The organism is Streptomyces hoynatensis (assembly GCF_003626535.1).
Classification (GTDB): Bacteria; Actinomycetota; Actinomycetes; order Streptomycetales; family Streptomycetaceae; genus Streptomyces; species Streptomyces hoynatensis.
Genome location: NZ_RBAL01000004.1, coordinates 360,106 through 384,954, shown reverse-complemented (window position 1 = coordinate 384,954; position 24,849 = coordinate 360,106). Strand labels below are relative to the sequence as shown.

Here is a 24,849-nt window from a genome sequence, read left to right as displayed (position 1 = left end):
CCGCATGCGGGTGACCCTATCGCTCGATCGCCAGGAGGCAGCTCTCGCCTTCGCCGCCGGTCAGGACGCCCGCGCGGATCGACCTCAGCGCGGCCAGGTGTTACCGGCGCACCCATGCGGTCACAGCACTAGGAACACGCCTCCTCGTTCGGCCCCCAGCGGTCGACGAACCCGTCCTCGTCCTGGCCGAACCGCCCGCAGGACAAGACGGGGGCGGTCCCGGCCGCCCTTCCGGCCCCGGCCTGGTCTTCCGGCTTCGCGGTCAGCCAGGACAGGAGCTTCAGGCCCGTCACCCGGGCTTCCTTGTAGCAGTGATCCCGCAGGCGGGTCTTCCGGTCGGTCGACTGGCCGGTCTGCGGGTCGTGTTGCCGGACCCACTCCGGCACGGCGCGCATCAGCGAGAAATTCCTCAGCTTCAGCCGGCCCGTCTTTCACAGCATCCCCTGCCGCAGCCAGTCGTTTCCGGGGCCGGGGCGCGGCGCCCGGCCGGGCTTCCGGCCGGGCGCCTGCCCTCGCCCCGGGCCGCTCCCGCTACCGGGGCAGGCGGGGGCCGCCGGCCGGGGGCGCGGCCGTGCGCCGCCCCTGGCCCGCGGAGGCCGGTGAGTCCCGGCTGCCTGTGGCCGCGGCGGGAATCCGCGGGGGTGCCGGCGTCTCCGGGCGGCCGGGTGGTGGGAGGTAGCCGGTGAGGGGGGCGTGTCCCCAGGCCAGGGGGTCGGCCTGGGCGCTGCCGAAGGGCGACCAGGCCAGCCGGGTCTGACCGGTCCTGTCGGCGGTGTCGGAGTCGTAGACGAGGATGTTGAGCCGGAAGTGGGCGGGGTCGGCGGCGGCCGGAAGGTTGGCGAAGGGGACGCGGATCTCGACCGCGTAGCCGGGGAGGCCGCTCGGCCCGGCGTGCGGGCCGAACCGGGCGGCGACGCGGGTGCCGGGGGCCGTGAGGGCGGCGGGGCCCTGCCACTGGTCGGCGTCGCGGGCCGCGCAGGGCGCGCCCCGTGCGGTGAAGGGCAGGACGCCCAGTTTGAAGGTGGTGGAGGTGTCCCGGGCGGTGCCCCGCGGGTCGAGGGCGAGCTCGACGGCGTCGGTGCGCCAGTGCCGCTTGCAGTCCGTGGCGGCGTCGAGGGCGGCGCCGCGCGCCTCGTCGGCGACGCGGACCAGGGCGTGGAGGGCGTCGCCGTGCCAGGCGAGCCGGGCGGTGGCGGCGCAGTCGGCCGCCGTGGCGCAGCGCTCGCCCTCCCAGTGGGCGAGCGGCAGGGCCGGGCCCGGGTACTCGCCGGGTGACTCGGCCCCGTCGGTCAGGGGCGGTGCGGTGGACTCGGGCACCGGGGCGGAGGGGCCTGCCGGGTACGCGGGCTGCGCCTCGTTGGCCAGCCAGGGCAGGCCGGCGCGGACCGCCCAGTCCCGGAACTCCGCGTAGGCGGGCAGGAGGTGGGGCTGCTCGCGCACCGGCGCGCGGATCGGCTCTCCGCCCTCGGCGAGCACGGTGAACCACTCGCAGGGCAGGTGCCCGGGGTCGGTGGTGACGGTCGGCGGGAGGGAGGCGAAGCCCTGCGTGGCGTACTCGCGGGCCGCCTCGCGCTCCGCCTGCGCCCAGGTGGTGCCGTGGCGGGGGGCCGGGGCGCCGGTCCAGAAGCCGGTGACGGGCAGCCCGGTGTGCGGGTCCTTGCCGTGGTGGGCGGCGCAGCCGGGCCCGCGCGGCCCCTCGAAGGTCCAGTGCTGCGTAAGGAGCCGGGAGACGCGCCAGGGGCGGTGGCCCTCGGCGGCGAGCCGTCCGCCGAAGGCGGCGGGGTCGGCGGCCAGCCGGAAGGCGGCGATCGCCAGCCTGGCCGCCTCCTGGTGGCCGCCGTGCTGGGCGAAGGGCCGCGGGTCCATCGTGACCAGGGTGTCCGGGGTGGTGGCGCGGATCAGCCGGACCAGGCGGAAGAGGGTGGCGCGCTCGTCCCAGACCGCGGCGGTCAGGGGCGCGGACAGCGTGTACCAGAAGTCGGGGCGGCCCAGCGGGAAGACGGCGTCGATGCCGGCGTGCGCGACGGCCAGCCGCTCCTCTGCCTCGCGGACGGCGCCGAGCCGCGCCCCCTCCTCGGCGCCGGTGGCGCTCCCGCCGCCCTCACCCCGCGTGATCGTCACCACGCCGGTGGCCAGGCCCTGGTCCCCCCACTGCCCGAAGGTGGCCAGGCTCTGGTACTCGTCGTCCGGGTGGGCGCCGACGAACAGCACGTCCAGGTCGGGCGGGCCCTCGGCCAGGCCCTGGGGTGCGGCGGGGCCGGTGCACAGCAGCCCTGCGAGGGCCGCCGCGGCGAGCGCGGCCCGGCGCCGGCCACGGGCCCGCGGCGGGCCCGGCCTCGTCGGCGTGTGCTTGTCCATGTGCGCTTCCCCCTCCGTGTGTCCGCGGGCCCGAAGCCCCCCTTCGACTACACAGAGTCGTCAGGCGCGCACTCGTCTCGCCATCCCTCTCCCGTGTGAACCTCCCGTCCCCCGCTCGGTGACACGCCGTCATCCCGAAGTCGTGCGAACGGCCCGTCGTGCCGGCTCACCAGCGTTCCGGCGCCTCGCGCGGGGTGCGGATCGACAGCGGGAGCCCGTCGGCGCCGAGCCGCGGCACCCCGCAGGCCAGGGCGAAGGTGGTGAACTCCCCCGGCTGGTCGAGGCCGAGCAGCGCGTCGGCCTCGCTGTCGCGGATGGCGCCGGTGATCGCGGCGCCGAGGCCGAGGGCGGTCGCGGTCATGGAGAAGACCTGGGCGACGTGGCCGACGTTCTGCAGCAGCAGCTTGTAGGTGCGCGGGTGCCGGTATTTCCACGACATGCGGCGCGCCACCGCCGCCGTGAGCACGCCGAAGGCCGCGTGCCGGAAGAAGCCCTGGCCGTGGGTGAGGCGTTCGAGCCGGGCCCGCAGCGTCTCCGGATCCGCCGCGTCGCCCGGCGAGTCCGGGCCCGGGGCGGCGAGGGGCACGAGGCCGTGCCTGATGTTGTCGTAGTGGTAGAGGCCGGGCCGCACCCCGCGGACGGCGAGCGGGAAGACGAAGGCCTCGGTCTCGTGCCGCGCGCCGCCCGAGGCGGGGGCCCGCAGCTGGAGCACGCCCATCTCCCCCGCGTCCGCGAAGCGCAGCGGGGCGAAGCAGTAGTGCAGCATGTCGGAGAAGAGGTCGAGGCCGATCTCCCGCTCCTCGAAGTCCCGGTGGGTGCGCCGCGCCTCGAGCACCTCGCGGTAGGGCGTGCTCAGCGGCGTCCGCACCCGGGGCAGGAGCAGGATGCGGTCGGTGGCGGCCCGCCGCACGCTGGAGGGCCGCGGGCGCGAGGTGATGGCCTCGCGGGTCCTGCGCAGCCGCTCGGGATCGTCCCCGCGGGCGCCGACGAACGGCGTGTCGCGGGTGCGGTTGTGCAGGCTCCAGGCCGTCACGCCCCAGTCGTCCCAGGGCGGTTCCGCCTCGCCGGCCGGTTCCTTCTCCCGCACCAGGAACCCGGCCTCGGCCAGGGTGCGCACCGCCTCGCGGCGCCCCGCCTCGCCCTCCCACTCGCCGGGAAGAAGCCCGGTCCTGGCGGCGAGCAGCAGCTGGGCGACCCAGGGCTGGACCCGCAGCCGCCTGCGCAGCCGCGGACTCGACACGACGAGGGCGCCGCCCCAGGACTCGACGACCAGCGGGTCCACCGCGAACAGCGGCTCTCCTTCCGGTGCTTGGGCGGGCGTCTGCGGCGCCGGTGCGTCGGCGCCTCCGGCCGCCGCGCCCCAGGACCCGGCGCCGGCCCCGTAGCCGGTCCGCTCGTCCGGCAGTTCGTCCGGCAGTTCGTCCGGCGGCTGGTCCACCCGGCCGTTCCGGAGCGCGTCTCCCGGGCCGTCCACCCGGTCGTTCCCCCGGTCGTTCCCCCGGTCGTTCCGCGGCTCGTTCGGCTGGTCGTGCGTGGTGCCCTTGCCGGCGATCTCCGCCATGTCCCTCCCTTTCCGCCGTCTCCTGGCCCGCCGGCACCTGCGCCGGTCCGTGCCCGCGCCCGTTCACGCGCCCCGTGGGGAACCCGTTCACCCGCCCCGTGGGGAAGGGGGGGTTCAGCGGGCGGCGGCGAGGGCCGCGAGCCGGTCTTCCGCCTCCTCGGTCAGCTCCTCGACGGTGGGCGGGGCCGCCGCGCCCCCGGGCGGGGCCGCCGCGCCGTCCGGGGTCCGTGGGGGCTCGCGGTCGCCGAGGCCCTGGCGCACCAGCCGGTGGAGGGCGCGGTCGGCGGGGAGTTCCGGTCGGCCGGCGAGTTCGCGCAGCAGGCCGTGGGCCAGGTCGGGCCGCTGCAGGCGCTCGGCGGTGCGGGCGAGGGAGCCGAGCCAGCGCAGCGGGGTGAGCGGGGAGGCGAAGGGGCCGGCCAGCGCCGCGCGGTTGGCCGACAGCGTCTCCACCAGCCGCGTGGCGCGGTCCCGTTGGCCCGCCTGGGCGGCGTGGTCGGCCACGTGCAGCAGCCGCACGTACGCCAGCCGGCCGGCCGCGTTCCGCGCCCCGTCCAGGGCGGTTGCGGGAACCTCGGGCCGGGCCAGGGCGTCGACCAGCCAGGGGGCCTCGGCGGCGTGCTGCACCCGCGTGTGCGCGGGGCTCTCCGGCCACAGGGCGGCCAGGCGCGCGGCCTCGGCGAGCAGCCGGTCGTCCAGGCGGTGGCGCCACAGGATGCCGCAGGTGTCGTGGACCAGGACGTTGCGCACGAGGTCGAGGTCGAGGCCGGCGGACTCGGTCAGTTGCCGGGCGGTGTCCTCGCCGAAGGACAGGTCGGGCAGCCGGACGCCGCGCCCGAAGGTCAGGGGTTCCAGGGCGGCCAGGTCGCGCAGGGCCTCGTCGACGCGGTCGGGGGCGTAGCCCTTGAGGCGGATCAGGTTGATCTGCGGCTGCAATGCGAGGGCGGCCAGGCGCGGCCATCGGGGGCGGCCGCGGTGGGCGAGGGCGCAGGCGATCTGGTCGAGGCACAGCCGGCGGGCGCGGTGGGCCGACCCGGTCCTGAAGTGGACGAGGGCGAGCAGGTTGCAGGCGCGGAACAGGTCCTGCGGCCGGCTCCCGGCGAGGAGGGCGGCGGCCTCGCGCAGCGCGGCGGCGCCCATGGCGGGCGGGCGCTGGACGTCGGAGAGGAAGCCGAGTGGCGCCTCGCGCCTGGTCATCGTGCCGGTCAAGAGCGCGTCCCTTCCCTCGTCGGCGGGCCGCCGGGCCCGTGCCGCCCGGCCCTGGATCATGCGGCGGCCGAGGTGCCGCCGCATGACCGTCTGTCGCGCTGGATCTCTCGTGCTGTTCCGGGGTGTCCGGGACCGGCGCCTGCGCTCGCGGGCCGCCGCGCCGCGGAGTTGGGCGCGTGCGCGGGTGGTGCGCCCGCGCGCCGGCCGGCGTTCACCGGGCTCCCCGGCCTCCCCGGGCTCGTGGGCCCCCCTCGGAGCCCCCGCGAAGTCCCGGGTCAGCAGCCGAAGTTGACGTCCAGGACCGGAGCGTCGACCTCAAGCTCCTCGCTGATGGAGTGGCCCTCGACGTCGGCCTCCTCGACCTCGGCCTGGCCGGCGTCGAGCTCCTCCTGGGTGGGCTCGGGCGCTTCGCTTTCGCTCATGGGGCTCCCCTTTCTTCGCACAGACGAACTCGGTGTCTTTTGAAACGGTTGCAATTGCGTTGATCGCAATGAGTGCCTGCGACGCGATCCCGATATCCGGGTCAGAATTCACGATGTACGCGCGTCACATGAAGAGCGCCGCTTCCAGAGACGCGGCACAGCACAGATTCCCGCCTCCCCGGGGGGCTGTCAAGCCTGCCGCGGCTCATGATTCCGGCCCGCTCCGCGGCGTCGACGGGGCGGCGCAATCCCGGCTTTCCCGTATTCCCCTGCTTCCCCTGCTCTCCCCGATTCCCCGATTCCCGGGGACGGTTGGGGTTTCGGGTTCCGGTTTTCCGCGCGCGCGTGGCGCACACACGGGTTGCACAGCCGATCGACACTGTCAATGCTTGCTGGCCCCCGGGGGCGGGCGTACTCTACCCGCGATACCCGCGAGATCGTGGTCGGACCCTCAAGGGAGGGCTATGGACTGCATGCTCCGCCTCGTCGAGGACATCAAGATCCTTGAATCCGCGTGGGAGCGAAATCCCGTTCTCAGCACCGGCCTCGACGACTTACGCGACGTGCTCTCCCTGGAAAGCGTCGACGCGTTGCTGGCCCGGGGTTTTCCGCTGCCGTCCGTGCGGCTGGTCGTGGACGGCCGGCCGGTTCCGCCGGTGGCGCTCGCCGCGCCCGGCCGCTACGGACGCTCCTCCACCGCGCGCGTGGCGGACGGGGCGAAGGTGGCCAGGCGGGTGCGGGAGGGGGCGACGCTGATCCTCGAGGACCTCAAGTCGCACCTGCCGCAGGTGGCGGCCTTCGCCGACTCCGTGTCCGCGGCCACCGGTTACGACACCTACTGCTCGGCCTTCCTCACCCCGGCCGGGCATCCGGGCGTGGCGCCGCACCACGACACGGCCAGCGTGTTCGTGCGGCAGCTTTCCGGGGCGAAGCACTGGCGGGTGAGCCGGCCGTCGCGGCGCTGGCCGCTGCGTGAGTCGGGCCCCGGCGTGGCGGAGGAGGGGACGGTGCTTGAGGCCACGCTGCGGGTGGGGGACTGCCTGTACCTGCCGCGTGGCTTCGTGCACGCCGCCACGGCCCAGGACGCGCCCTCGCTGCATCTGTCGCTCGCGCTACGCCCGGTGACCTGGGCGTATGTGCTGCGCAAGGCGCTCGACCTGGCGGCCGAGCGGCGCGAGGAGCTGCGCGAGGCCCTGCCGCCGGCCTTCGCGGGCGTGGACGCGGCCCGGCTGCTGCCCGAGCGCGGCGCCGCCTTCGCGGCCTGCCTGGAGGAGCTGGCCGCCTCGGGCGGGTTCGCCGCGCTGGCCGGGGCGCTGCGGCCGGCGGCCGGCACGCCCGGCGCCCTGCTCGACGCGGTGAACGGCCAGGCGGCGCAGGCGAACGGCCCGGCGAAGGACGCGGCGAAGGGCCGGGCAAACGGCGTGGTGAGCGGCGCGGGAGGCCCCCGGTGAGCGCCGCCGTGGAGACCGGGGCGTCGCTGTGGCGCAGCCGGGAATGGCAGCGGCTGTGGTTCAGCCAGGCCGTCTCGGTCGTCGGCGACTACGTGTTCAACACCACCGTTCTGCTGTGGATCGGCACGACGGTGGCGGCGGGCGAGTCCTGGGCGCCGGCGGCGGTGAGCGGGGTGCTGATCGCGGCGGCCGTGCCGGTGCTGCTGGTCGGGCCGGTGGCCGGGGTGTACGTGGACCGGTGGGACCACCGGCGGGTCATGATGGTCACCGACCTGCTGCGGGCCGCCTTCGTCGCGGTGCTGCTGGTGATCCCGCTGGCCGGCGGCGACTGGCCGGTGTGGGTGCAGATCGCCCTGATCTACGCGATGGTCGCGCTGTCCAGCTCGGCCTCCCGCTTCTTCAACCCGGCCAGGTTCTCGCTGATCGCGCAGGTCGTGCCGGCCGGGCACCACACCCGGGCGTTCGGGCTGCTCACGGCGACCTCGGGCACCGCGGCCATCGTCGGGCCGCCGCTGGCCGCGCCGCTGCTCTTCTCCACGGGCGAGGAGTGGGCGCTGCTGATCAACGTCGCCTCCTTCCTGGTGTCCTACGCGGCGATCCGCATGATCCGCATGCCGGGCACCGGGACGGAGGGCGCGGCGGAGGGCACGGCGGGCGGTGCGGGGGACGGCGAGCGGGTCGGCGAGGGGGACGGCGAGGGGGACGGCGCGGGCGGGGAGTCCGCGTTCTGGCCCGAATTCGTCGAAGGACTGCGCTTTTTCGTTCGGAACCGAACACTTCTTGTCGTCGTCGGCACGGTCTTCGTTTACACGTTCGGCGTGGGAGCGCTGAACGTGCTGAACGTCTTCTTCGTCACCGACAATCTGCACACGGAGGCGAGCTGGCTCGGCACCCTGAACGCCGCCTTCGGGGTGGGCAGCATTCTCGGTTCACTGCTCGCCGCGACCCTCGCCAGAAAATTCGGCGAGACCCGCGTCTTCGCACTCGGAATCCTTCTCACCGGAGTGGCCGTCCTGTTCTATTCGCGGCAGTCCGCGCTGTGGGCCGCACTCGCCTTCCTCGCGCTCGCGAGCATTTCCGTCGCGGTGGTGAACGTGGTCGTCGGCCCCCTCGTTCTGCACGCGACTCCGCGGCACCTGCTGGGCCGGGTCAACGCCGTTCTGAACCCCGCCACGTATCTCGCGTCCATTCTGTCGATGTCCGTCACGGGCTTTCTCGCGAGTACCGCGCTGCGGGACCTGGACGGAACATTCCTCGGGGTGCACTTCGGGCGGATCGACACCGTCTTCGGATTCAGCGCACTGCTGATGGCGGCCGCGGGCCTGCTGGCGATCCGGCCCCTGTCGCGCACCGCGGCCGGGGAACCGGCCGCGGAGAAGGTGGCCGCCGCGGAGGGCGCCTCGTGAGCGCCGCGGCCGGCGAGCGCCGGCGGGCGGCGGCGCACGGCCTGCTGCGGGCGGCCCTGGGCCGGGGAGCCGGCCGCCTGACGATCCTCTTCGCGCCGCACCGGCCGGCCGAGGCCGCCTGGCTGAGCGCGTACGCCAGGGCATACGGCCTGCCCTCCCGGGTGCGCGCCCTCGGCCCGGCCCGCCCCTGGGCCGTGGAGCGCGCCGCCCGGGCCGCCGCGGAGCCGGGCACCGCGGTGCTGGTGCTGCACGACGCGACGCTGCGGCTGCCCGAGGGAGCGACGCAGCTGGCCGGCACCGAGGAGCTCTCCCCGCTCGACCTGTGGCAGCCGGAGGAGGACACCGCGGCCGAGGTCGCCGGGCTGATCGCGGGACTGCGGCCGGAACTGCTGGTCCGCGGCGGCGGGCACGAACTGCGGTGCGCGACCGCCCCGGCCGCGCCCACCAGCCCGGCCGGCGCCGCCGAGGCCCCGCTCGCCCACGCCGAGGGGGTGTTCCTCGCCGACGGGGCGCTCGCCGTGAACCGCCCCACGGCCTGGGACGCGCGCCTGGCCGGCCGGCCGGTCGCCGTCACCGTCGAGGCGGGCAGGGCCACCGCGGTCGAGTGCCCCGACCCCGTGCTGCGCCACTTCCTGCGCCGGGCGGTGCACACGCACCTGGCGCACGCCGCCAGCGCCCTCAGGTTCGGCGCGCGCCGGCTCGGCGGCGGCTACTCGGCCGCCCCCGGGCCGGTCAACGAGGTGCGGCGGGGCGTGGCGCTGCGGCTGACCGTTCCGCGCGGGCAGGCCCCAGGCGAGGCCGCGGCCGACCTGTGCATCGACCTGATATCGGCGTCTGGAGAGTGGTCATGAGCTGGGTGCGCAGCCGGTATCTCCTGCTCGGCGAGCGGGAGTACCGGGACGGGGCGGGCCGCCGGGTGCGGATGGCGTACTCGACGCGGCAGGCGCGGCTGTTCGCGCTCGACGCGGAGACCGCCGCCCGCCTGGCGGGCGGCGAACTCGGCGGCCTCGGCGAGGAGCGGCTGCGCGAACTCGCCGCCCGGCAGGCCGTGGTGGACGAGGCGGAGGACGAACTGGCGGCGGTGCTCGGCGCCTACCGGGAGGGTTCGGACGCCGCGGGCTCGCGGGCGGTCACCGTGATGCCGACCAGCTACTGCAACATGGCCTGCGGCTACTGCGGCCAGGAGCACTTCAAGGCGCCGGTGGACCGCGCGCGGGTGGACCGGGTGGCCGCCCGGGTCGAGGCGCTGCTCGCCGACCCGGCCACCGAGGAGGTCGTCGTCACCTGGTTCGGCGGGGAGCCGCTGCTGGCGCTGCGCGTCGTGCGGGAGATGACCGGCCGCTTCCTCGCCGCCGCCGCACAGCACGGCACGCGCTACCGGGCCAGGCTGGTCACCAACGGCAGCCTGCTGACCGACCGCACCCTGCGCGAACTGCACCACGAGCTGCGGGTGGAGGCGCTCGAGGTGACGCTCGACGGGCCGCAGGAGGTGCACGACAGGCGGCGCCTGAAGCGCAACGGCCGCGGCAGCTTCCACCGCACCGTGGGCGTGCTGGCCAGGGCCGTGCGCGAGGGCACCGTGCCCGGGCTGCGCGTGGGCATCAGGATCAACGTCGACGAGGAGAACGAGGAGCACGTCCCCGACCTGCTGGCCGACCTGGCCTGCTTCGGCCTGGCGAGCCCGCAGGTCGAGGTCCACCCCATGCCCGTGCACTCCTGGGGCAACGACGTGTCCGCGGTGGAGATCGGGGCGCGGCGGTACGCGGAGCGCGAGGCCGGGTGGCTGCGGCTGGCCAGGGCGCTGGGGCTCGGCTTCCCCACGATGCCGAACGTGGTGAAGCGGACGACGTGTGTGGCCACCTCGACGCGGCGGGAGATCCTGGACCCGGCCGGGCGGGTGTACTCCTGCTCCGAGCACCCGCTGGTGCCGGGGGCGGCGCGCGAGGGCGTGGTGGCCACGGTGGACCAGCTGACGGGCGCCGCGCCGCGCCCGCGGGGGGAGTTCGACGACTGGTACGAGCAGGTGGGGGACGGCAGCCAGCAGTGCGGGCGCTGCCCGCTGCTGCCGGTGTGCGGCGGGGGCTGCCCGAAGCTGTGGCGCGCCGGGCACATGCCCTGTCCCAGCGTCAGGTTCAACTGGGCGGAGCGGATGGACGCGGCCGCCGCGGACCTGGGCCTGGTGCCCGTGGGCGCGGGGTGAGCCGTGCGCACCGTGCGGTTCGCCCACACCTCGACGGGCGCCACCGTCCCGCCCGGGGTCGTGCCGCTGCCGCAGGCGGTGGACCGGGCCTGGGCGTGGGGGGAGGCGACCGGGCGCGGCGTGCGGGTGTGCGTCATCGACAGCGGGGTGGACGCCACCCATCCGCTGGTCGGCAGGGGGGTGGCGCTGTTCGCCGCCGCCCAGGCGGAGCCGGAGGGGCCGTGGTCCGTGGTGCCCGACACGGCCGGGGACGTCGCCGGGCACGGCACGGCCTGCGCCGGGATACTCCACCGGGTGGCGCCCGGCTGCGAGATCACCAGCGTGCGGGTGCTCACCAGGAACCTCAGGGGCAGCGGGGAGGCGATGCTCGCGGCCCTCGAATGGGCGGTCGACCGGGGCTTTCCCCTGGTCAACATGAGCCTGTCCACCCGCAAGCAGCCGCTGAAGGAGCGGCTGCACGACCTGGCCGACCGGGCGTACTTCGCGGGCGTGACCCTGGTCTCCGCGGCCCACAACAGCCCGGTGATCAGCTATCCCTGGCGCTTTCCCTCGGTGATCTCCGTCGGCTCGCACGCCGTGGCCGACCCGGAGTACGTCGAGCTGAACCCGAGTCCCCCGGTGGACGTCTTCGGCCCCGGCGTCAACGTGGAGGTGCCCTGGCCCGCCGGGGGCACCAAGGTCGTGTCGGGGAACAGCTTCGCGACCCCGCACGTGGCGGGCCTGTGCGCGCGGATTCTGGAGCGCCATCCCCGGTTCCGCACGCCCCAGTTGCGGCAGGTGCTCGCCGCCGTCGCGGACAACGTCGAGGGCCGACAGGTGAGGAGCCGAGGATGAACCTGAGCACGCACGACGAGATTCTGCGGTCGACGGTGCGGCTGGCGCGGCTGTCCTTCGCCGCCGCCGCGGCCTCCGTGTGCCTGTACGACCACGAGCGGCAGGCCCTGGTCTTCGAGGCCTCCTCGGGCCCGGGCGAGGACCGGCTGCTCGGCGTCGCCATTCCGTCCGATTCCGGCATCGCCGGCTGGGTCGCCAACACCGGGGAGCCGCTGGTGGTGCGGGGGGTCGCCACGGACGAGCGGTTCAACCGGGAGTTCGCGGCCGGGACCGGGCTGGTCCCCGACACGATCCTGGCCGCGCCGATCGAGCACCAGGGGGACGTCCTCGGGGTGCTCGAAGTGCTCGATCCGCGGCTCGAGGGCGTCGGGGAGATCTCCGCGATCGACCTGCTGACCGAGCTGGCCAACCAGAGCTGCGCCGCGCTGGCGCTGCTGCTCGCCGACCGCAGGGCCAGGGCGCGCCGCGCGGCGCCGCGCGGCGCGGTGTCCCAGCTGGCCGCGCTGCTCGACCAGTTGGGCCCGGAGAAGGAGGCCGCCGCGCAGGACCTGGTGAACGCCATGGTCAAGCTGCTGGCGTGAGGGGGGCGAGGCAGGTGCATCTGGCCGACGTGCTGCGACTGCGGACCCGCCCCGCGGCCGGGCTGCTGCTGGCGCTCACCGACCGCTGCCCGCTGAGCTGCGCCCACTGCGCGACCGGCTCCTGGCCCGGCGCCCCGCAGGGGGACGCGGCGCCCTTCCTGCGGCTGGCGGGCACCTTCCGCCGCGACGAGCGGCCCGAGCTGCTGTGGATGTCGGGCGGGGAGCCGCTGCTGCGGCCCGCGCTGGTCGCCGAACTGGCCGCGCGCGCCCGGGCGGTGGGGGCCACCTCCGCGGTGCTCAGCGGCATGTACTTCGCCCGCGGCGGGCGGCTGCCGGCGCGCGTGCGGCAGGCGTGCGCCGGCCTGGACCACTTCTCGGCGAGCATGGACGCCTTCCACGAGCGGCAGGTGCCGCGGGCGGACGTGCTGGACGCGCTCGGCCGCCTGCTCGACCTGGTGCCCGCGGTGAGCGTGCACCTCACCGCGGCGGAGGACGGCTATCCGGCGGCGGTGCTCGCCGAGTTGCGGCGGCGGTTCGGGCGGCGGGTGCCCGCGCTGGTCACCCGCCTCCAGCCCACCGGCCGGGCCGCGGCCCTCGCCGGGGCCACCGGCCACGCCGCCGCGGCGCCCACCGCGGGAGACGACCGGGGAAACGGCGGCGGAGTCGCCCCGGGAAGCGCCGCGGGGGCGGCCGGGGCCGTTGCCCTGGCCGGTGGCGCGGCAGGGGCGGGCGGGGCCGACCCGTGCGAGTTCGCGCTGTGGCCGCTGGTGGACACGGACGGCACCGTGTTCGCCTGCTCCCGGCAGAGCCTGGCGCGCCGCCACCGCCCGCCGCACCTGGTGCTCGGGCACGCCGCCCGCGACGGCTGGGGCGAGCTGCGGCGGCGGGCGCTCGGCGACCCGGTGCTGCGGGCGGTGCGCGCGCTGGGCCCCCTGGAGGCCGCGCGGCGCGCGGGCGCCGCGGGCTGCGCGGACTACTGCGGCACCTGCGTCGCGCTCACCGGGGCCCCCGGCGTCTCCCCCGCCTTCGCCACGGCCGTCGAGACGCTGCTCGGCCGGACCAGGCCCCGCGACCTGGCGGCCCGCTGGGGCGCGGGGCATTTCCGGGACGCGGTCGAACTCGGCTGGGAGGGCCCGTGAGGCGGCTGACCCACGCCGAGGCGACGCGGCTGCGGCGCACGCCCGGCGCCACCGTGGCGCTCTTCCTGACGGACCGCTGCCCGGTCGGCTGCGCGCACTGCTCGGTGGACTCGCTGCCCGGCGGGCCCACGATCCGCGACTGGGACCTCTTCACGAGGCTGGTGGACGCCCTCGCCGAACTGCCCGGGCTCCAGGCGGTCGCGATCACCGGCGGCGAGCCGTTCGCGGAACGGCGCGGGCTGACGTACGCGGTGCGGCGCCTGCACGCCGCGGGCACCGCGGTCCTCGTCTTCACCAGCGGCTTCTGGGCGCGCTCCGCGGTGCCCGCCTGGGTGCGCGGGGTGCTGGAGCTGACCGGGACCGTCTACCTGAGCACCGACGCCTTCCACGCCGCCGCGCTCGACGGCGGGCGGGCGGCGGCCGGGGTGGGACCGGGGGGCGAGGCGGAGGGGGACACGGCGGCGCGGGCGGCGCGGGCCGTCGTCGCGGCCGGGTGCCACCTGGTGGTGCAGACCCTCGCCGGCCCCGAGGGGGCCCCGCCGCCGCTGCCCCACCCCGCGGCCGAGCACAGCCTCGTGCCACCGCTGCCCGCGGGGCGGGGGGCGCGGCTGTTCCCGCGGCGCCCACCACGCCGCCCACTCGGCGCATTCGCGCCCTGCGCCCTGCTGCACGCCCCCACCGTGCGCTACGACGGCCTGGTGACCGCCTGCTGCAACGAGACGGTGCTCACCGGCGGGGGGCCCGCCGCGCTGCGCCGCCGCGTGTCCGACGCGGCCGGGCTGCGCGAGGCGCTGCGCGCCTTCCGCGCCGACCCGGTGCTGCGGCTGATGGGCGCCGCGGGCCCGGTGGGGCTCTCCACGGTGGTCGAGGGCCGGTACGGCTCGGTGTGCGAACCGTGCTGGCTGGCGCAGCGGCGGGCGGCGCGGGACCCGGAGGCGCTGGCCTCCCTGCGCCGCCTGGCCACGCTCGGCACCCCGGCGGCGCGTCCATGAGCGTGCCGGCGCTCCTCGACCTGCTCGCCCCCGGCCTGGCGCGGGCGGCGGGCCCGATGTGGCGCGCGGTGGTCACGCCCGCCGCCTACCGTCTCTGGCTGGCCACCACCCACGACCTGACCCGGGCCACCACGGGGCTGCTCGAGGAGGCCGCGGAACGCAGCGCCTGCCTCGGCGAGGCGGGGCTCGCCGCCTGGTTCGCCGGGCAGCTCGACGAGGAACGGGGCCACGGCTCCTGGGTGGCCGCGGACTACGCGGCGGCCGGCGGCGACCCCGGGACGCTGGCCGAACGGGTCCCGTGCCCGGCCACGGCCAGGCTGGTGGGCGCGCAGCACTACTACCTGCGGCACGCCCACCCCGTGGCGCTGCTCGGGCACATCGCGCTGCTCGAACGGCACCGGCCGGGACGCACCCTGGCCGCGGCGCTCGCGCGGCAGACGGGCCTGCCGCCGGGCGCGTTCCGCACCCTGACCGGGCACGTCGCGCCGCCGGCCGGCCGCAGGGCCGCCCTGGAGGCGCTGCTGGCGCGGCCGCCCGCGGGGGAGCGCGGGCGGCGCGTGCTGACCGCCGGCGCCCTGGCGACCGCCGAGGGGCTGGTGGAGCTGTTCTCCGCACTGCGAACGGAACTGGAGGCATCACCGTGACCGACCGGTCCCGTCTGGCGCGCCTCGGCCTCGATCTCGATCTTGAGGCACTCGGCGACGACCAGCTGGCTGCGCTCGACTCGCTGACCGACGAGGAGATCCGGGTGCTCGCCCGGATCAGGCGGAAGCTCGACGACGCCGCGGGCGACGTGGAGGGACACAGCCTGGAGGGGGGTGGCGTCGTGTGGTGACCGAGCTGGAGTGCGGCTCGTGCCACGCGGCGAACCCCGCGGTGGCGATGTTCTGCATGCGCTGCGGCGGCAGTCTGACGCAGCCGCCCGAGCCGTCGAGGCTGCGCCTGGTCACCGTCGCGTTCTGCGACATCGCGGGCTCCACGCGGCTGGCGGACCGGCTGGACCCGCAGGTGTGGCACGGCATACTCGCCGGCTACTTCGCCGAGGTCTCCGCGGCGCTGAGCGCGGCGGGCGGCCGTCTGGAGAAGTTCATCGGGGATGCCGTCGTCGGGGTGTTCGGCGCCGACTCGGCCGGCGAGGAGGACGCCGTCTCCGCGGTCGAGGGCGCCTTCGCGGCGCTGGCCCGGCTGGCACGGCAGGGCGGCGCGGGCGCCCCGGACGGAACGGGCGGCGGGGGCGGCGCGGGCGGCCGGTATGACGGGCGTGCGGCGGGGGACGCCGGCCTGCCGCAGGGCGGCCGGGCCAGGCACCCGGCGGGGGACCCGGGCCGGTACGGGGTGCGGCTGTCCGTCAGGTTCGGGCTGGCCTCGGGCCGCGCGGTCACCACGGACCGCGACTCCTCCTTCGCCATCGGGGCGGTGATGAACCGGGCGGCCAGGCTGCAGGCCGCGGCCCCGCCCGACGGGGTGCTGCTCGACGTCCGCACCTGGCTGCTGGTGCGCGACCGGGTGGCCTGCCAGGCGGTGCCCCCGGTGGCGGCCAAGGGCTTCGACCGGCCGCTGCGTGCCTGGCGGGCCGCGCCGGGGCGGGCGCCCGGGGACCGCGGGGGCACGTTCGTCAACCAGTCCTGGCTGCTCGCGGGCCTGGGCGAGGAGGTGGCCGCCGCCCTGCGGCGCCCCGAGGTCACCGTCCTGACCGTGCGCGGGGAGCTGGGCAGCGGGAAGTCGCGCGTGCTGGACCGGCTGGCGGACCGGCTCGCGGCGGACGGCACGGCGGCGCGGGTGCTGCGCGTGGCCTGCGGCCCGGGCGACCGGGAGCACGAGGCGCTGCGGCTGGAGCGGCTGCGCAGGGAACTGGCGGGGGCGCGCGGGCCGCGGCGCGGCGGGAGTCCCGCTTCCCCGCACCCCCCGGTTGCCTCGATTCCCACGATTCCCTCGGTCGGGGAGCTGGCGTGGGGCGTCAGGCGCGGCCTGGCCGAGACCAGCCGCACCCAGGGGCCCGTGGTGGTGCTGGTCGACGACTTCCCCTACGCCTCGCCCGCGTTCCGCCTGCTGCTCGAACCCGCCAGGGGCGGCACCGGGCCGGTCGTGTTCGTGCTCGCCGGGCGGGACGCCGGCTGGCCGGAGCCGCCCGGCTTCGCGGCGGCCCGGGACTTCCGGGTGCCGCCGCTCGGGGAGGCGGACGCGCGGGCGCTGCTCGACGCCCTCGGCGGGGACCTGGCGCTGCACTCGGCCGACGGGCCCGCCGGCCACACCGACCACACCGACCGCACCGGCCGTGCCGACCACACCGACCACACCGACCACACCGACCATCTGGTGCGCCGCGGCCGGGGCAACCCCCTGTTCCTCGAACAGCTTGCGGCCCTCGCGGGCGAGGGCATCGTGGACGAGGTGGCGCCCTCGGCCGAGGCGGCGCTCGGCGCGCGCATCGAGCCGCTGAGCGCCCCGGCCCGGCACGTCCTTGCCTGCGTGGGGGCGGCGGGCCAGGCGCTGGCCCCCGGGGACCTGGACGCGGTGTGCGACCTGCCGGAGCAGGAGTTCCACGCCGCCCTCGAGGAGCTGGAGGCGGCGGGGCTGCTCGGCAACCGGGTGGCCGCCGAGGTGGCCTACGCACAGATGGTGCTGGGCGACCGGGCCGCCGTCCACGTCGCGCTCGCCGAGCGCCTGCGGCGTGCGGTCGGCGAGGAGCCCGAGGTGCTCGACCTGGCCGTGCTGCACGCGGTGAAGGGGCAGCGGTACTGGCGGGAGTTCGACCCGGGTTCGGAACGGGACGCGTCGGCGACCAGGCTCGCGGTGCGCACCCTGGCCGCGGCCGCCCGCCAGGCCCTCGCGCGCTCGGAGGTGGGCCGCGCCGTCGACCTGTGCGAACGGGCCGGGGAGCTGGCCGCGCAGGGGGGCGGCGCCGAGGGGGCGCTGGGCCTGGAGGTGGCCGCGCCGCACGCGTACGCCTTGGCCGCCGTCGGCAGGACCGCGGAGGCGCTGGCGCGGGTGGCCGAGGTCTCGGAGCTGCCGGGCAACGCCTCGGCGCGGCTGCACCTGCTGGTGACCGGGGCCGTGCTCGCCGGGCGGGAGGACCCGCGGCTGCGGGAGCTGGCGCGGCAGCAGGGCGGCGACCCGACGGCGGTGGCCAGGCTGGAGACCTGGGACGGGCTGCGGGCGGCCAGGGCGGGCGACTACCCGCGGGCCGAGGCGCTCCTCGAATCCGCCTACCGGCGCATGCGGCGCTTCGGCGCGGGCCTGGGCACCGCGGAGATCTACGGCAACCTCTCGCTCTTCCTGCTGTACGGCGACACCCCGGTGCCGGCCGCGCTCGCCCGCTGCCTCGCCCTGCGCGCGGAGGTGGCCGACGCGCCCCTGCTGCACGCGGTGGTCAGCTGCTCGGCCGCCGTGCTGCACCAGCTCGCGGGCGAGCCGGCGGCGGCGCGCGCCATGCTGGGCGCCGCCCGCGAGGTGTTCGAGGAGATGGGCCACGAGCGGGGGCGGGCCGGGGCGCTGGAATTCGCCGCCCACGCGGCCGAACTCGCGGGCGACGCCGCGGAGGCGGCGAGCCTGGCCCGCCGGGCGGCGGAGGTCTACGAGGCGGTCGGCGAGCGGCGCACCGCCGCCCACTGCGCGCTGCGCGCCTACGTCCTGCGCCCCCTGGGGCCGCCGCCCCCGGCGCCCGGGGGGCCGGAGAGCTGGGAGACGCGGGTGCTCACGGCGCAGGTGGCCGCGCTGACCGCGGCCGATCCCGGTCGGGCCGCGGCGCGGCTGGACGCGGCGTTCGGCGAGATCTCCCGGCTGCGCGGCAGCGGGGTGCGGCTGCTGCCGCTGCTGGGCTGCCTGCGCGTGGCCAGGCGGCTGGGCGACACCGGCCGCGCGGCCCGCGCCCGGGAGGCCGTCGCGGAGGCGCGGCGGCTCCGCGAGCGTCCCGGACGGTGAGGGCGCGCCCCGGCGGCGGGGCCGGGGCGCCCGGCGCGCACCCCCGTGGCCCACGCGGCCCGAGCGGCCCGAGCGCTGCGAGTGCCCCGGGCGGCCCCAGCGCCCTGGGGGGCGCATGGCAGTTATCGTGCGCCCCCCAGGCGCGGCCGTGCGCCCTCTCCGCGGAGCCTGCCGCACCCGCCTCCCTGGGTAGCCCCACGAATACCGAGTGTGCAGGGGCGTAGGCGCGCCACGAGGGCGCGCGCGAGGCAGGGGGGGTGGCCGCGGTGGTGCGCGCGTCCGACTGGAGCCCGGTGGACATGGACTCCGATCCGGCGCCCGGCGACCCCGAGCGCGTCAGGGAGCTCGCGGAGTCGCTGCAGTCCTTCGCGGACGACGTCGGCGAGGCCCTGGGGAAGATCCGCGGCATGGCCTCCGACCGCGCGGTCCTCGACTGGGCCGGCCTGGCGGCGGAGACGTTCCGCGCCGAGTTCGACACCGTGCCGGGCAACCTGACGAAGCTGCAGGTCTCCTACGACCTGTGCGCCCAGGCGCTGCACACCTACTGGCCGAAGCTCCTCACCGCCCAGGGCATGGCCGACCGGGCGCTGGAACGCGCCATCGCCGCGCAGGGCGAGCTCACGAGCGCCCGCGGCAGGCTGGGCGAGGCGGAGGACTGGGTCGGCCGGGCCGCCGAGGCCGCCTCGCGCCTGAGTGAGGGCGGCGGGCAGGACGCCCCGCCCCCGGACGAGGCACAGGTCAGGGCGGCCACCCGGGACCACGCCGCCGCCCAGGAGGCCGCGGCCGCCGCACAGTCCCAGGTCCACGCCGCCGAGGACCGGCTCGCCGCCGCGCGGCAACTCGCGCAGGACGCACTGGAGATGCGCGAGGAGGCGGCCCGGATCTGCGCCCGCGACATCGACGCCGCCTCCGACGCCGGCATCCACAACCGCTCCTTCTGGGAAAACCTGGGCCGCTGGCTGTCCGACGCCTGGGACACCCTGGTGGCCGTCTGCAAGGTCGTGGTGGCCGTGCTCGGCGTGATCGCCCTGATCATCGGCGGGCCGCTGGCGCTGGTCGTGCTCGCCGCCGCCGTCGTCGTGCTGGCCGACACCCTGGTGAAGTTCGCCCGCGGCGACGCCTCGCTGCTCGACGTCGCCTTCGCCGCGCTCGGCTGCATCCCCGGCATGAGGGGCCTCACGACCCTCGGCGGCCTGGCCCGCGGCATCCGGGCGGCGGCCGCCACCGGGCTGCGCGGCCTGCGCGGCGGCATCCGCGGGCTCGGCCAGAGCATCCGCCGCCTCGGCCGCGGCGGCGACACCCTGGTGTGCCGCACCGACCCGATCGACATGGCCACCGGCGAGGTCGTGCTGGACGCCGTCGACGTCGAACTGCCGGGCGTGCTGCCCCTCGTGCTCAGGCGCCACCACCGGTCGAGCCTGCGGGAAGGCACCTGGTTCGGCCCCTCCTGGGCCTCCACGCTCGACCAGCGGCTGGTGCTCGACGAGGCGGGGCTGCGCTTCGTCACCGAGGACGGGATGGTGCTCGACTATCCGCGCCCGCAGGCCGGGGAGCCGGTGCTGCCCGTGGAGGGCCCGCGCTGGGGCCTGTCCTGGGACGGCGAGCCGGGCTCCCCGCTGACCGTGCACCAGCCGGAAACCGGCCACACGCTGCACTTCGCGCCGGTGCCGGGACGCCGCGGCGGCGAACTCCCCCTGGCGGCGCTCACCGACCGCAACGGCAACCGCATCCGCGTCGAGTACGGCCCGGGCGGCGAGCCCACCGCGCTGGCGCACGACGGGGGTTACGTGCTGGGCCTGGCCACCGAGGGCGGCCGGATCACCGAACTGCGCCTGCTGAGCGACCCGGAGCAACCCGTCCTGCTGCGCTACGGCTACGACGCGCAGGGCAACCTGGCGGCGCTGTACGACTCCGCGGACCGCCCGCAGCTGCTGGAGTACGACGCCGCCCACCGCCTCACCGGCTGGGAGGACCGCAACGGCGACCGGTACCGGTACGTCTACGACGCGGAGGGCCGGTGCGTGGCCACCGAGGGCACCGGCGGCTTCCTGAACAGCCGGGTCGCCTACGAGGAGGGCGGCAGGGCAGCGGGGCGGGCGGGCGAGGGCGGCGCGGCCGGGATGCGCCGCACCCGGTTCACCGACTCGCTCGGCCACACCACGGTCTACGAGTTCGACGACTGCTACCGGCTGGTGACCGAGACCGACCCGCTCGGCCACCGGGTGCACCGCACCTGGGACCGCTACGACCGGCTGCTGTCCCTCACCGACGCCCTGGGCCACACCGTCCGCATGGAGTGGGACGCCGCGGGCTGCCTCGCCGCCGTCCGGCTCCCCGACGGCACCGCGTCCCTGGCCAGGCACAACGCGCTCGGCCTCCCCGTGGAACTGACCGCGCACGACGGGGCGGTGTGGCGGCAGGAGTGGGACGAGCGGGGCAACTGCCTGTCGGTGACGGCCCCCGACGGGACCACGACCACCTTCACCCGCGAGGCGACCGGCGCCCTGCGCACGCTGGTGGACGCCGAGGGCGGGAGGTTCGTCTTCACCAACGACGCGGCGGGACGGCCCACCTCGGCCACCGACCCGCTGGGCGGCGTCACCCGCTTCTGCTACGACGCCCACGGCAGGACCACCGCCGTCACCGACCCGCTCGGCGGCACCACCCGCTACACCTGGACGCCCGAGGGCCACCCGGCGAGCAGGACGACCCCCGAGGGCGCCACCGAGGAGTGGACCTGGGACGGCGAGGACAACTGCCTCTCCCACACCGATCCCCTCGGCCGGGTGACCCGCTTCGCCTACTCCCCCTTCGGGATGCTCGCCGGGCGCACCGGCCCGGGCGAGTCCGGCTACACCTTCACCCACGACACCGAGCTGCGCCTGACCCGGGTCACCGGCCCCGGCGGCCGGAGCTGGGACTACGCCTACGACGCCGCCGGCCGCCTGGTCTTCGAGTCCGACTTCGACGGCCACGCCCACCGCTACGCCCACGACGCGGCCGGGCGCCTGGTCTCCCGGACGAACGCGGCCGGCCAGACGGTGTCCTTCCGCTACGACAGCGTGGGCAACCAGATCGGGAAGACCGTGGACGGCCGCAGCACCACGTACGAGGTGGACGCGGCGGGTCGCCTGCTGCGCGCGGCCGGCCCCGACGCCACGCTGACCTGCCGCTACGACCCGCTGGGCCGGGTCCTGGCCGAGGCCGTGGACGGCCGGACCGTGAGCTTCGCCTACGACGCGCTGGGGCGGCCGACCCGGCGCACCACCCCCGGGCGGGTCGCCTCCTCCTACGCCTGGGACGCGGCGGGGAACCGCACCCTGCTCACCGCGGAAGGGCACCGCCTCACCTTCGCCCACGACGCCGCGGGCCGCGAGACCACCACCGGGATCGGCCGGGAAGGGCCGGTCCTCAGCCACTCCTGGGACGGCGAACACCGCCTCACCGCCCAGACGCTGACCGCGCGGGGGCGGACCCTGGCCCGCCGCTCCTGGACCTACCGCGCCGACGGCAGCCCCACCGCGGTCGAGGACCTGGCCGGCGGCCGCCGCAGCTTCGGCCTCGACCAAGAGGGCCGGGTCACCGCGGTGCGCGCCGAGGGGTGGCGGGAGAGCTACGCCTACGACGCGGCGGGCAACCAGACCCGGGCCGACTGGCCCGACCGGCACCCGCTGCCCGAGGCCAGGGGCGACCGGGCCCTCAGCGGCAACCGCGTCACCCGGGCCGGGGCCGTGACCTACGAGTACGACGCGGCGGGCCGGGTGGTGGTGCGCCGCAGGAAGCGGCTGTCGCGGAAGCCCGACGTCTGGCGCTTCGAGTGGGACGGCGAGGACCGGCTGACCGCGGTCACCACGCCCGACGGCACCCGCTGGCGCTACCGCTACGACCCGCTGGGGCGGCGGGTGGCCAAGCAGCGCCTCGGCCCCGGCGGGCAGGGCGTCGCCGAGGAGACCAGGTTCGCCTGGGACGGGCCGCACCTCGTGGAGCAGACGACCACGGCCCCCGGCGGCCGCGAGCAGGTCACCGTCACCTGGGAGCGGGAGGACACCAGGCCGCTGGCCCAGCTCGAACGCACGACCCTGGCCGACGCGCCGCAGGAGGTCGTGGACGAGCGGTTCTTCGCCATCGTCGGCGACCTCGTCGGCACGCCGACGGAGCTGGTCGGCGAGGACGGGGAGGTCGCCTGGCGCGCCGAGGCCACGCTGTGGGGGCTGACCGGCCGCGCCGCGGGCGCCACGGCGTACACCCCGCTGCGCTTCCCCGGGCAGTACGAGGACCGGGAGACCGGGCTGCACTACAACTGCCTGCGGCACTACGACCCCGCCACCGCCGCCTACCTCAGCCCGGACCCGGTGGGGATCGACGCGGGGCCCAACCCGCTGCGCTACGTGCTGAACCCGCTGCGGTGGATCGACTACCTCGGCCTGCTGACCTGCGCGCAGAACGCCAGGCGGCTGCGGTCGGCCCTGCGCAGGGACGGCCGCCCGGTGCGCCCGGGCCACGCCGCGGCCCACATCGTGCCCGGCAACCTCAGGCTGGGGAACGCCGCCAGCACCAGGAACCTGCTGCGGCGGTACGGGGTCGACATCAACGAGGCGGCCAACGGCATCGTGCTGCGCCACCCGCGCCCGCACAACTTCACCCACCGCACCGCCTACCTCAACCGCCTGGACCAGCATCTGCAGAACTTCGTCGCCAACCGGGTCGCCCTCAACTACACCAACGCCGCCATCCGGCAGGACCTGCGGAGCGAACTGCGCCGCATCGGGCGCCAGATCCAGCAAGAATTGCGTACCGGCCGCCCCCGGGCGAACGCGTTCTGGACCGGGCCCTGACCCCGGCGGGTCCTGGCCCGCCACGGGCCCGCTCCCCCGCCACCCCCCGGAATGCACCGCGCCGGCCACCCACCCGAACCGCCGGGCGGCAGCGCCCGCACCGACCGACAGGAACACGGACCAGAAGGACATGACCCGCGACCCCCACGGCGACAGCCCACACGCCCCCACCGTCACCCGTACCGGCACCGATGGGGCCGCCGCCCCGCCGCCAGGCGCACCGCGCGCCCCGCTCGCCACCTACCGGCTGCTGGCCTCGCTCGGCGACTTCAGGACCCTGCGCCTGGACGACTCGCTCGTCCGGCTCAAACGCTGGGAGTTCACCGGCGCCGGCGAGATCCCCGAGGTCTTCGGCGCCGAGTGGGTGGGGGAAGAGCACTGGCCCGCCTCCGAGTTCGCCAGCAGCTACCCCGACGCCCCCGTGCTCAGCGCCCGCGTCGCCGGGCTGCTGCGGGAGGAGCTGCTCTCGGCCGGCCGCCTCGTTCCCGTGCGCCGGGTGCGGGGCGCGGGCCCACGGAAGCCCGGGGACGCCGCGGAGCTCGATCACGTGGTGTACGTGGTCGAGAAGGTCGTCGACTGCCTGGACCCGGCGCGTTCCTCCGCGCCCCGGCCGCCCACGGGCGAGATCGAGCGCGCGGTGTTCCGCCCCGACGCCCTTCCCGTGGAGCTGCCGGCCTTCCGGCTGCCCCAGTTCCCGGTCGCGGTCTACTGGAACGCCTGGGCCGTGGACCGGTTGCGCGCCCTGCTCGGCCCGCAGGTGGAGGCCCGGCTGGCCTGGTCGCAGGACCCGGCCGCCCGGCCGCACCCGAACCTCTGGGGCGTGTGAGGGCGCCACGGCCGGGTGGCGCGCGGGCCCGATCGCCCGCCGGGGCCCGTGGGTTCAGGCGCCGGGCGGCGGGGGCTTCGGCGTTCCGCGGCCGGCGGCGGCCGGGGCGCGACGGCGGCCCCACGCCTCCTCGATGTGCGAGGTCATCGCCCGGGCGGCGCCCTCGGCGTCGCGGGCGCGCAGGAGTTCCACCACGCGCCGGTGCTCCTCGTTGGCGGCCCGGCAGCCCGCCTCGTCCGGCATCCCGGTGTAGAGGGTCGTCTTGCGCGCCTGGGCGTGCACGATCCTGACGATGGAACGGCCCAGGGTGTTGCCCGAGGCGGTCATGATCCGCTCGTGCAGTTCCACGTCGGTCTCGGTGAACAGCTCCGGCGTCGCGGTCTGCCGCTCCAGCAGCGCCAGGGTCTCCTCGAAGCCGCGCAGCTCCTCCTCGGTGGCGTGGGCCGCGGCCTGGCCGGCCATCTGCGACTCCAGGGCGGAGCGGACCCCGACGAGCTGGTCGAGGATGACCAGCTCGTCGTCGTGCCGGACGGCGGCGGCGAGCACCACGGGATCGAGCAGGTTCCAGCTGTCCGTGGCGGTCACCGTGGTGCCGGAGCCCTGGCGCGCCCTGGCCAGCCCCTTGGCCTCCAGGCTCTTGACCGCCTCGCGGATGGTGGTGCGGCTGACGCCGAAGCGCTCGCACAGCTCCGGCTCGGTGGGGAGCGAGGAGCCGGGCGGGAAATCGCCGCCGGCGATGCGGTCCACCAGCACCTCGACCACGGCGTGGGCCAGCCGCGCCGGTCGCCTGGGAAAGGTGGGCAGCGCCGCCGCGGGCCGCTTCCCGCCGGCGGCCCCCGGCATCCCGGCGGCGCCCGTGGCCGGCGCGTCCTGTGCCTCTCCTGCGGCCCCGGTGTCTGACCGTCCCATCGCATCCCCTCCGGCGTCGGCTGTGTGGCCCTCGGCGTGCCCGCGGGGGCCTCCGCTGAGCGTTCCCCTGTGCGAGAACTGTAGCCAGTCGGAGGAACTGACAGCATTCGTATGATGACATACGTATGCTGGCGGGCGCGGGGGCTGCCCGCCGCCGGGCCGGGCTCAGCCCTTGAGGAACGCGAGGATGTCCGCGTTGAGCTCCTCG

General features: G+C 76.7%; 19 protein-coding genes. 13 read left to right on the top strand and 6 right to left on the bottom strand.

The window, feature by feature from the left end:
• Nucleotides 1-128: 128 nt before the first annotated feature.
• The 5 genes from D7294_RS09725 to D7294_RS31865 form a co-directional block, all read right to left on the bottom strand.
• Entirely contained in the window at nt 129-395 is a 267-nt protein-coding gene (locus tag D7294_RS09725) for a hypothetical protein (protein WP_120677661.1), read from the bottom strand.
• Nucleotides 396-531: 136 nt separating this feature from the next.
• Entirely contained in the window at nt 532-2,358 is a 1,827-nt protein-coding gene (locus D7294_RS09720; protein WP_120677659.1) for a PIG-L family deacetylase, read from the bottom strand.
• Between the two features lie 166 nt (nt 2,359-2,524).
• Nucleotides 2,525-3,919 carry a SagB/ThcOx family dehydrogenase gene (locus tag D7294_RS09715; protein ID WP_120677657.1) on the bottom strand — a complete coding sequence of 465 codons (1,395 nt, stop codon included), beginning with the start codon at nt 3,917-3,919 and terminating at the stop codon, nt 2,525-2,527.
• A gap of 114 nt (nt 3,920-4,033) precedes the next feature.
• Complete coding sequence (locus D7294_RS09710) at nt 4,034-5,125, bottom strand: hypothetical protein (protein WP_147450803.1); 1,092 nt, start codon at nt 5,123-5,125, stop codon at nt 4,034-4,036.
• A 275-nt stretch (nt 5,126-5,400) separates the two neighbouring features.
• The gene (locus D7294_RS31865; RefSeq protein ID WP_158674596.1) at nt 5,401-5,547 is read right to left on the bottom strand and encodes a hypothetical protein; all 147 of its coding nucleotides are present in this window, start codon (nt 5,545-5,547) and stop codon (nt 5,401-5,403) included.
• A 464-nt stretch (nt 5,548-6,011) separates the two neighbouring features.
• On the opposite strand from D7294_RS31865, the gene D7294_RS09705 reads away from it, so the two are divergent.
• From D7294_RS09705 to D7294_RS09650, 13 genes are all read left to right on the top strand, one after another.
• Nucleotides 6,012-6,998 carry a JmjC domain-containing protein gene (locus D7294_RS09705; protein ID WP_120677651.1) on the top strand — a complete coding sequence of 329 codons (987 nt, stop codon included), beginning with the start codon at nt 6,012-6,014 and terminating at the stop codon, nt 6,996-6,998.
• Entirely contained in the window at nt 6,995-8,404 is a 1,410-nt protein-coding gene (locus tag D7294_RS09700) for an MFS transporter (protein WP_158674595.1), read from the top strand. The genes D7294_RS09705 and D7294_RS09700 overlap by 4 nt, the downstream gene beginning before the upstream one ends.
• Entirely contained in the window at nt 8,401-9,255 is an 855-nt protein-coding gene (locus D7294_RS09695; RefSeq protein WP_120677647.1) for a hypothetical protein, read from the top strand. Before D7294_RS09700 ends, D7294_RS09695 begins: the two co-directional genes overlap by 4 nt.
• The gene (locus D7294_RS09690; RefSeq protein ID WP_120677645.1) at nt 9,252-10,604 is read left to right on the top strand and encodes a radical SAM/SPASM domain-containing protein; all 1,353 of its coding nucleotides are present in this window, start codon (nt 9,252-9,254) and stop codon (nt 10,602-10,604) included. The genes D7294_RS09695 and D7294_RS09690 overlap by 4 nt, the downstream gene beginning before the upstream one ends.
• Before the next feature lie 3 nt (nt 10,605-10,607).
• Nucleotides 10,608-11,438 (top strand): S8 family serine peptidase, encoded by an 831-nt coding sequence (locus D7294_RS09685; protein ID WP_120677643.1) that lies wholly within the window; start codon nt 10,608-10,610, stop codon nt 11,436-11,438.
• The gene (locus D7294_RS09680) at nt 11,435-12,019 is read left to right on the top strand and encodes a GAF domain-containing protein (protein WP_120677641.1); all 585 of its coding nucleotides are present in this window, start codon (nt 11,435-11,437) and stop codon (nt 12,017-12,019) included. The genes D7294_RS09685 and D7294_RS09680 overlap by 4 nt, the downstream gene beginning before the upstream one ends.
• Nucleotides 12,016-13,158 carry a radical SAM family protein gene (locus D7294_RS31860; protein WP_158674594.1) on the top strand — a complete coding sequence of 381 codons (1,143 nt, stop codon included), beginning with the start codon at nt 12,016-12,018 and terminating at the stop codon, nt 13,156-13,158. The genes D7294_RS09680 and D7294_RS31860 overlap by 4 nt, the downstream gene beginning before the upstream one ends.
• Nucleotides 13,155-14,150 (top strand): radical SAM protein, encoded by a 996-nt coding sequence (locus tag D7294_RS33680; protein ID WP_158674593.1) that lies wholly within the window; start codon nt 13,155-13,157, stop codon nt 14,148-14,150. Before D7294_RS31860 ends, D7294_RS33680 begins: the two co-directional genes overlap by 4 nt.
• On the top strand, nt 14,147-14,794 hold the full coding sequence (locus D7294_RS09670) for an iron-containing redox enzyme family protein (protein WP_147450802.1): 648 nt from the start codon (nt 14,147-14,149) through the stop codon (nt 14,792-14,794). The genes D7294_RS33680 and D7294_RS09670 overlap by 4 nt, the downstream gene beginning before the upstream one ends.
• Complete coding sequence (locus D7294_RS09665; protein ID WP_120677635.1) at nt 14,791-14,985, top strand: aroma-sacti cluster domain-containing protein; 195 nt, start codon at nt 14,791-14,793, stop codon at nt 14,983-14,985. The genes D7294_RS09670 and D7294_RS09665 overlap by 4 nt, the downstream gene beginning before the upstream one ends.
• On the top strand, nt 14,982-18,071 hold the full coding sequence (locus tag D7294_RS09660) for an adenylate/guanylate cyclase domain-containing protein (RefSeq protein ID WP_147450801.1): 3,090 nt from the start codon (nt 14,982-14,984) through the stop codon (nt 18,069-18,071). Before D7294_RS09665 ends, D7294_RS09660 begins: the two co-directional genes overlap by 4 nt.
• 266 nt (nt 18,072-18,337) lie before the next feature.
• On the top strand, nt 18,338-22,906 hold the full coding sequence (locus D7294_RS09655) for a DUF6531 domain-containing protein (protein WP_147450800.1): 4,569 nt from the start codon (nt 18,338-18,340) through the stop codon (nt 22,904-22,906).
• 130 nt (nt 22,907-23,036) lie between these two features.
• A complete protein-coding gene (locus tag D7294_RS09650; protein WP_241562228.1) occupies nt 23,037-23,732 on the top strand; it encodes a hypothetical protein in 696 nt (231 codons plus the stop codon).
• 54 nt (nt 23,733-23,786) lie between these two features.
• Here D7294_RS09650 and D7294_RS09645 read toward each other — a convergent pair whose 3' ends face one another.
• Nucleotides 23,787-24,641, bottom strand: a complete 855-nt coding sequence (locus tag D7294_RS09645) for a FadR/GntR family transcriptional regulator (RefSeq protein ID WP_206619487.1) — start codon at nt 24,639-24,641, stop codon at nt 23,787-23,789.
• Between the last annotated feature and the right edge of the window lie 208 nt (nt 24,642-24,849).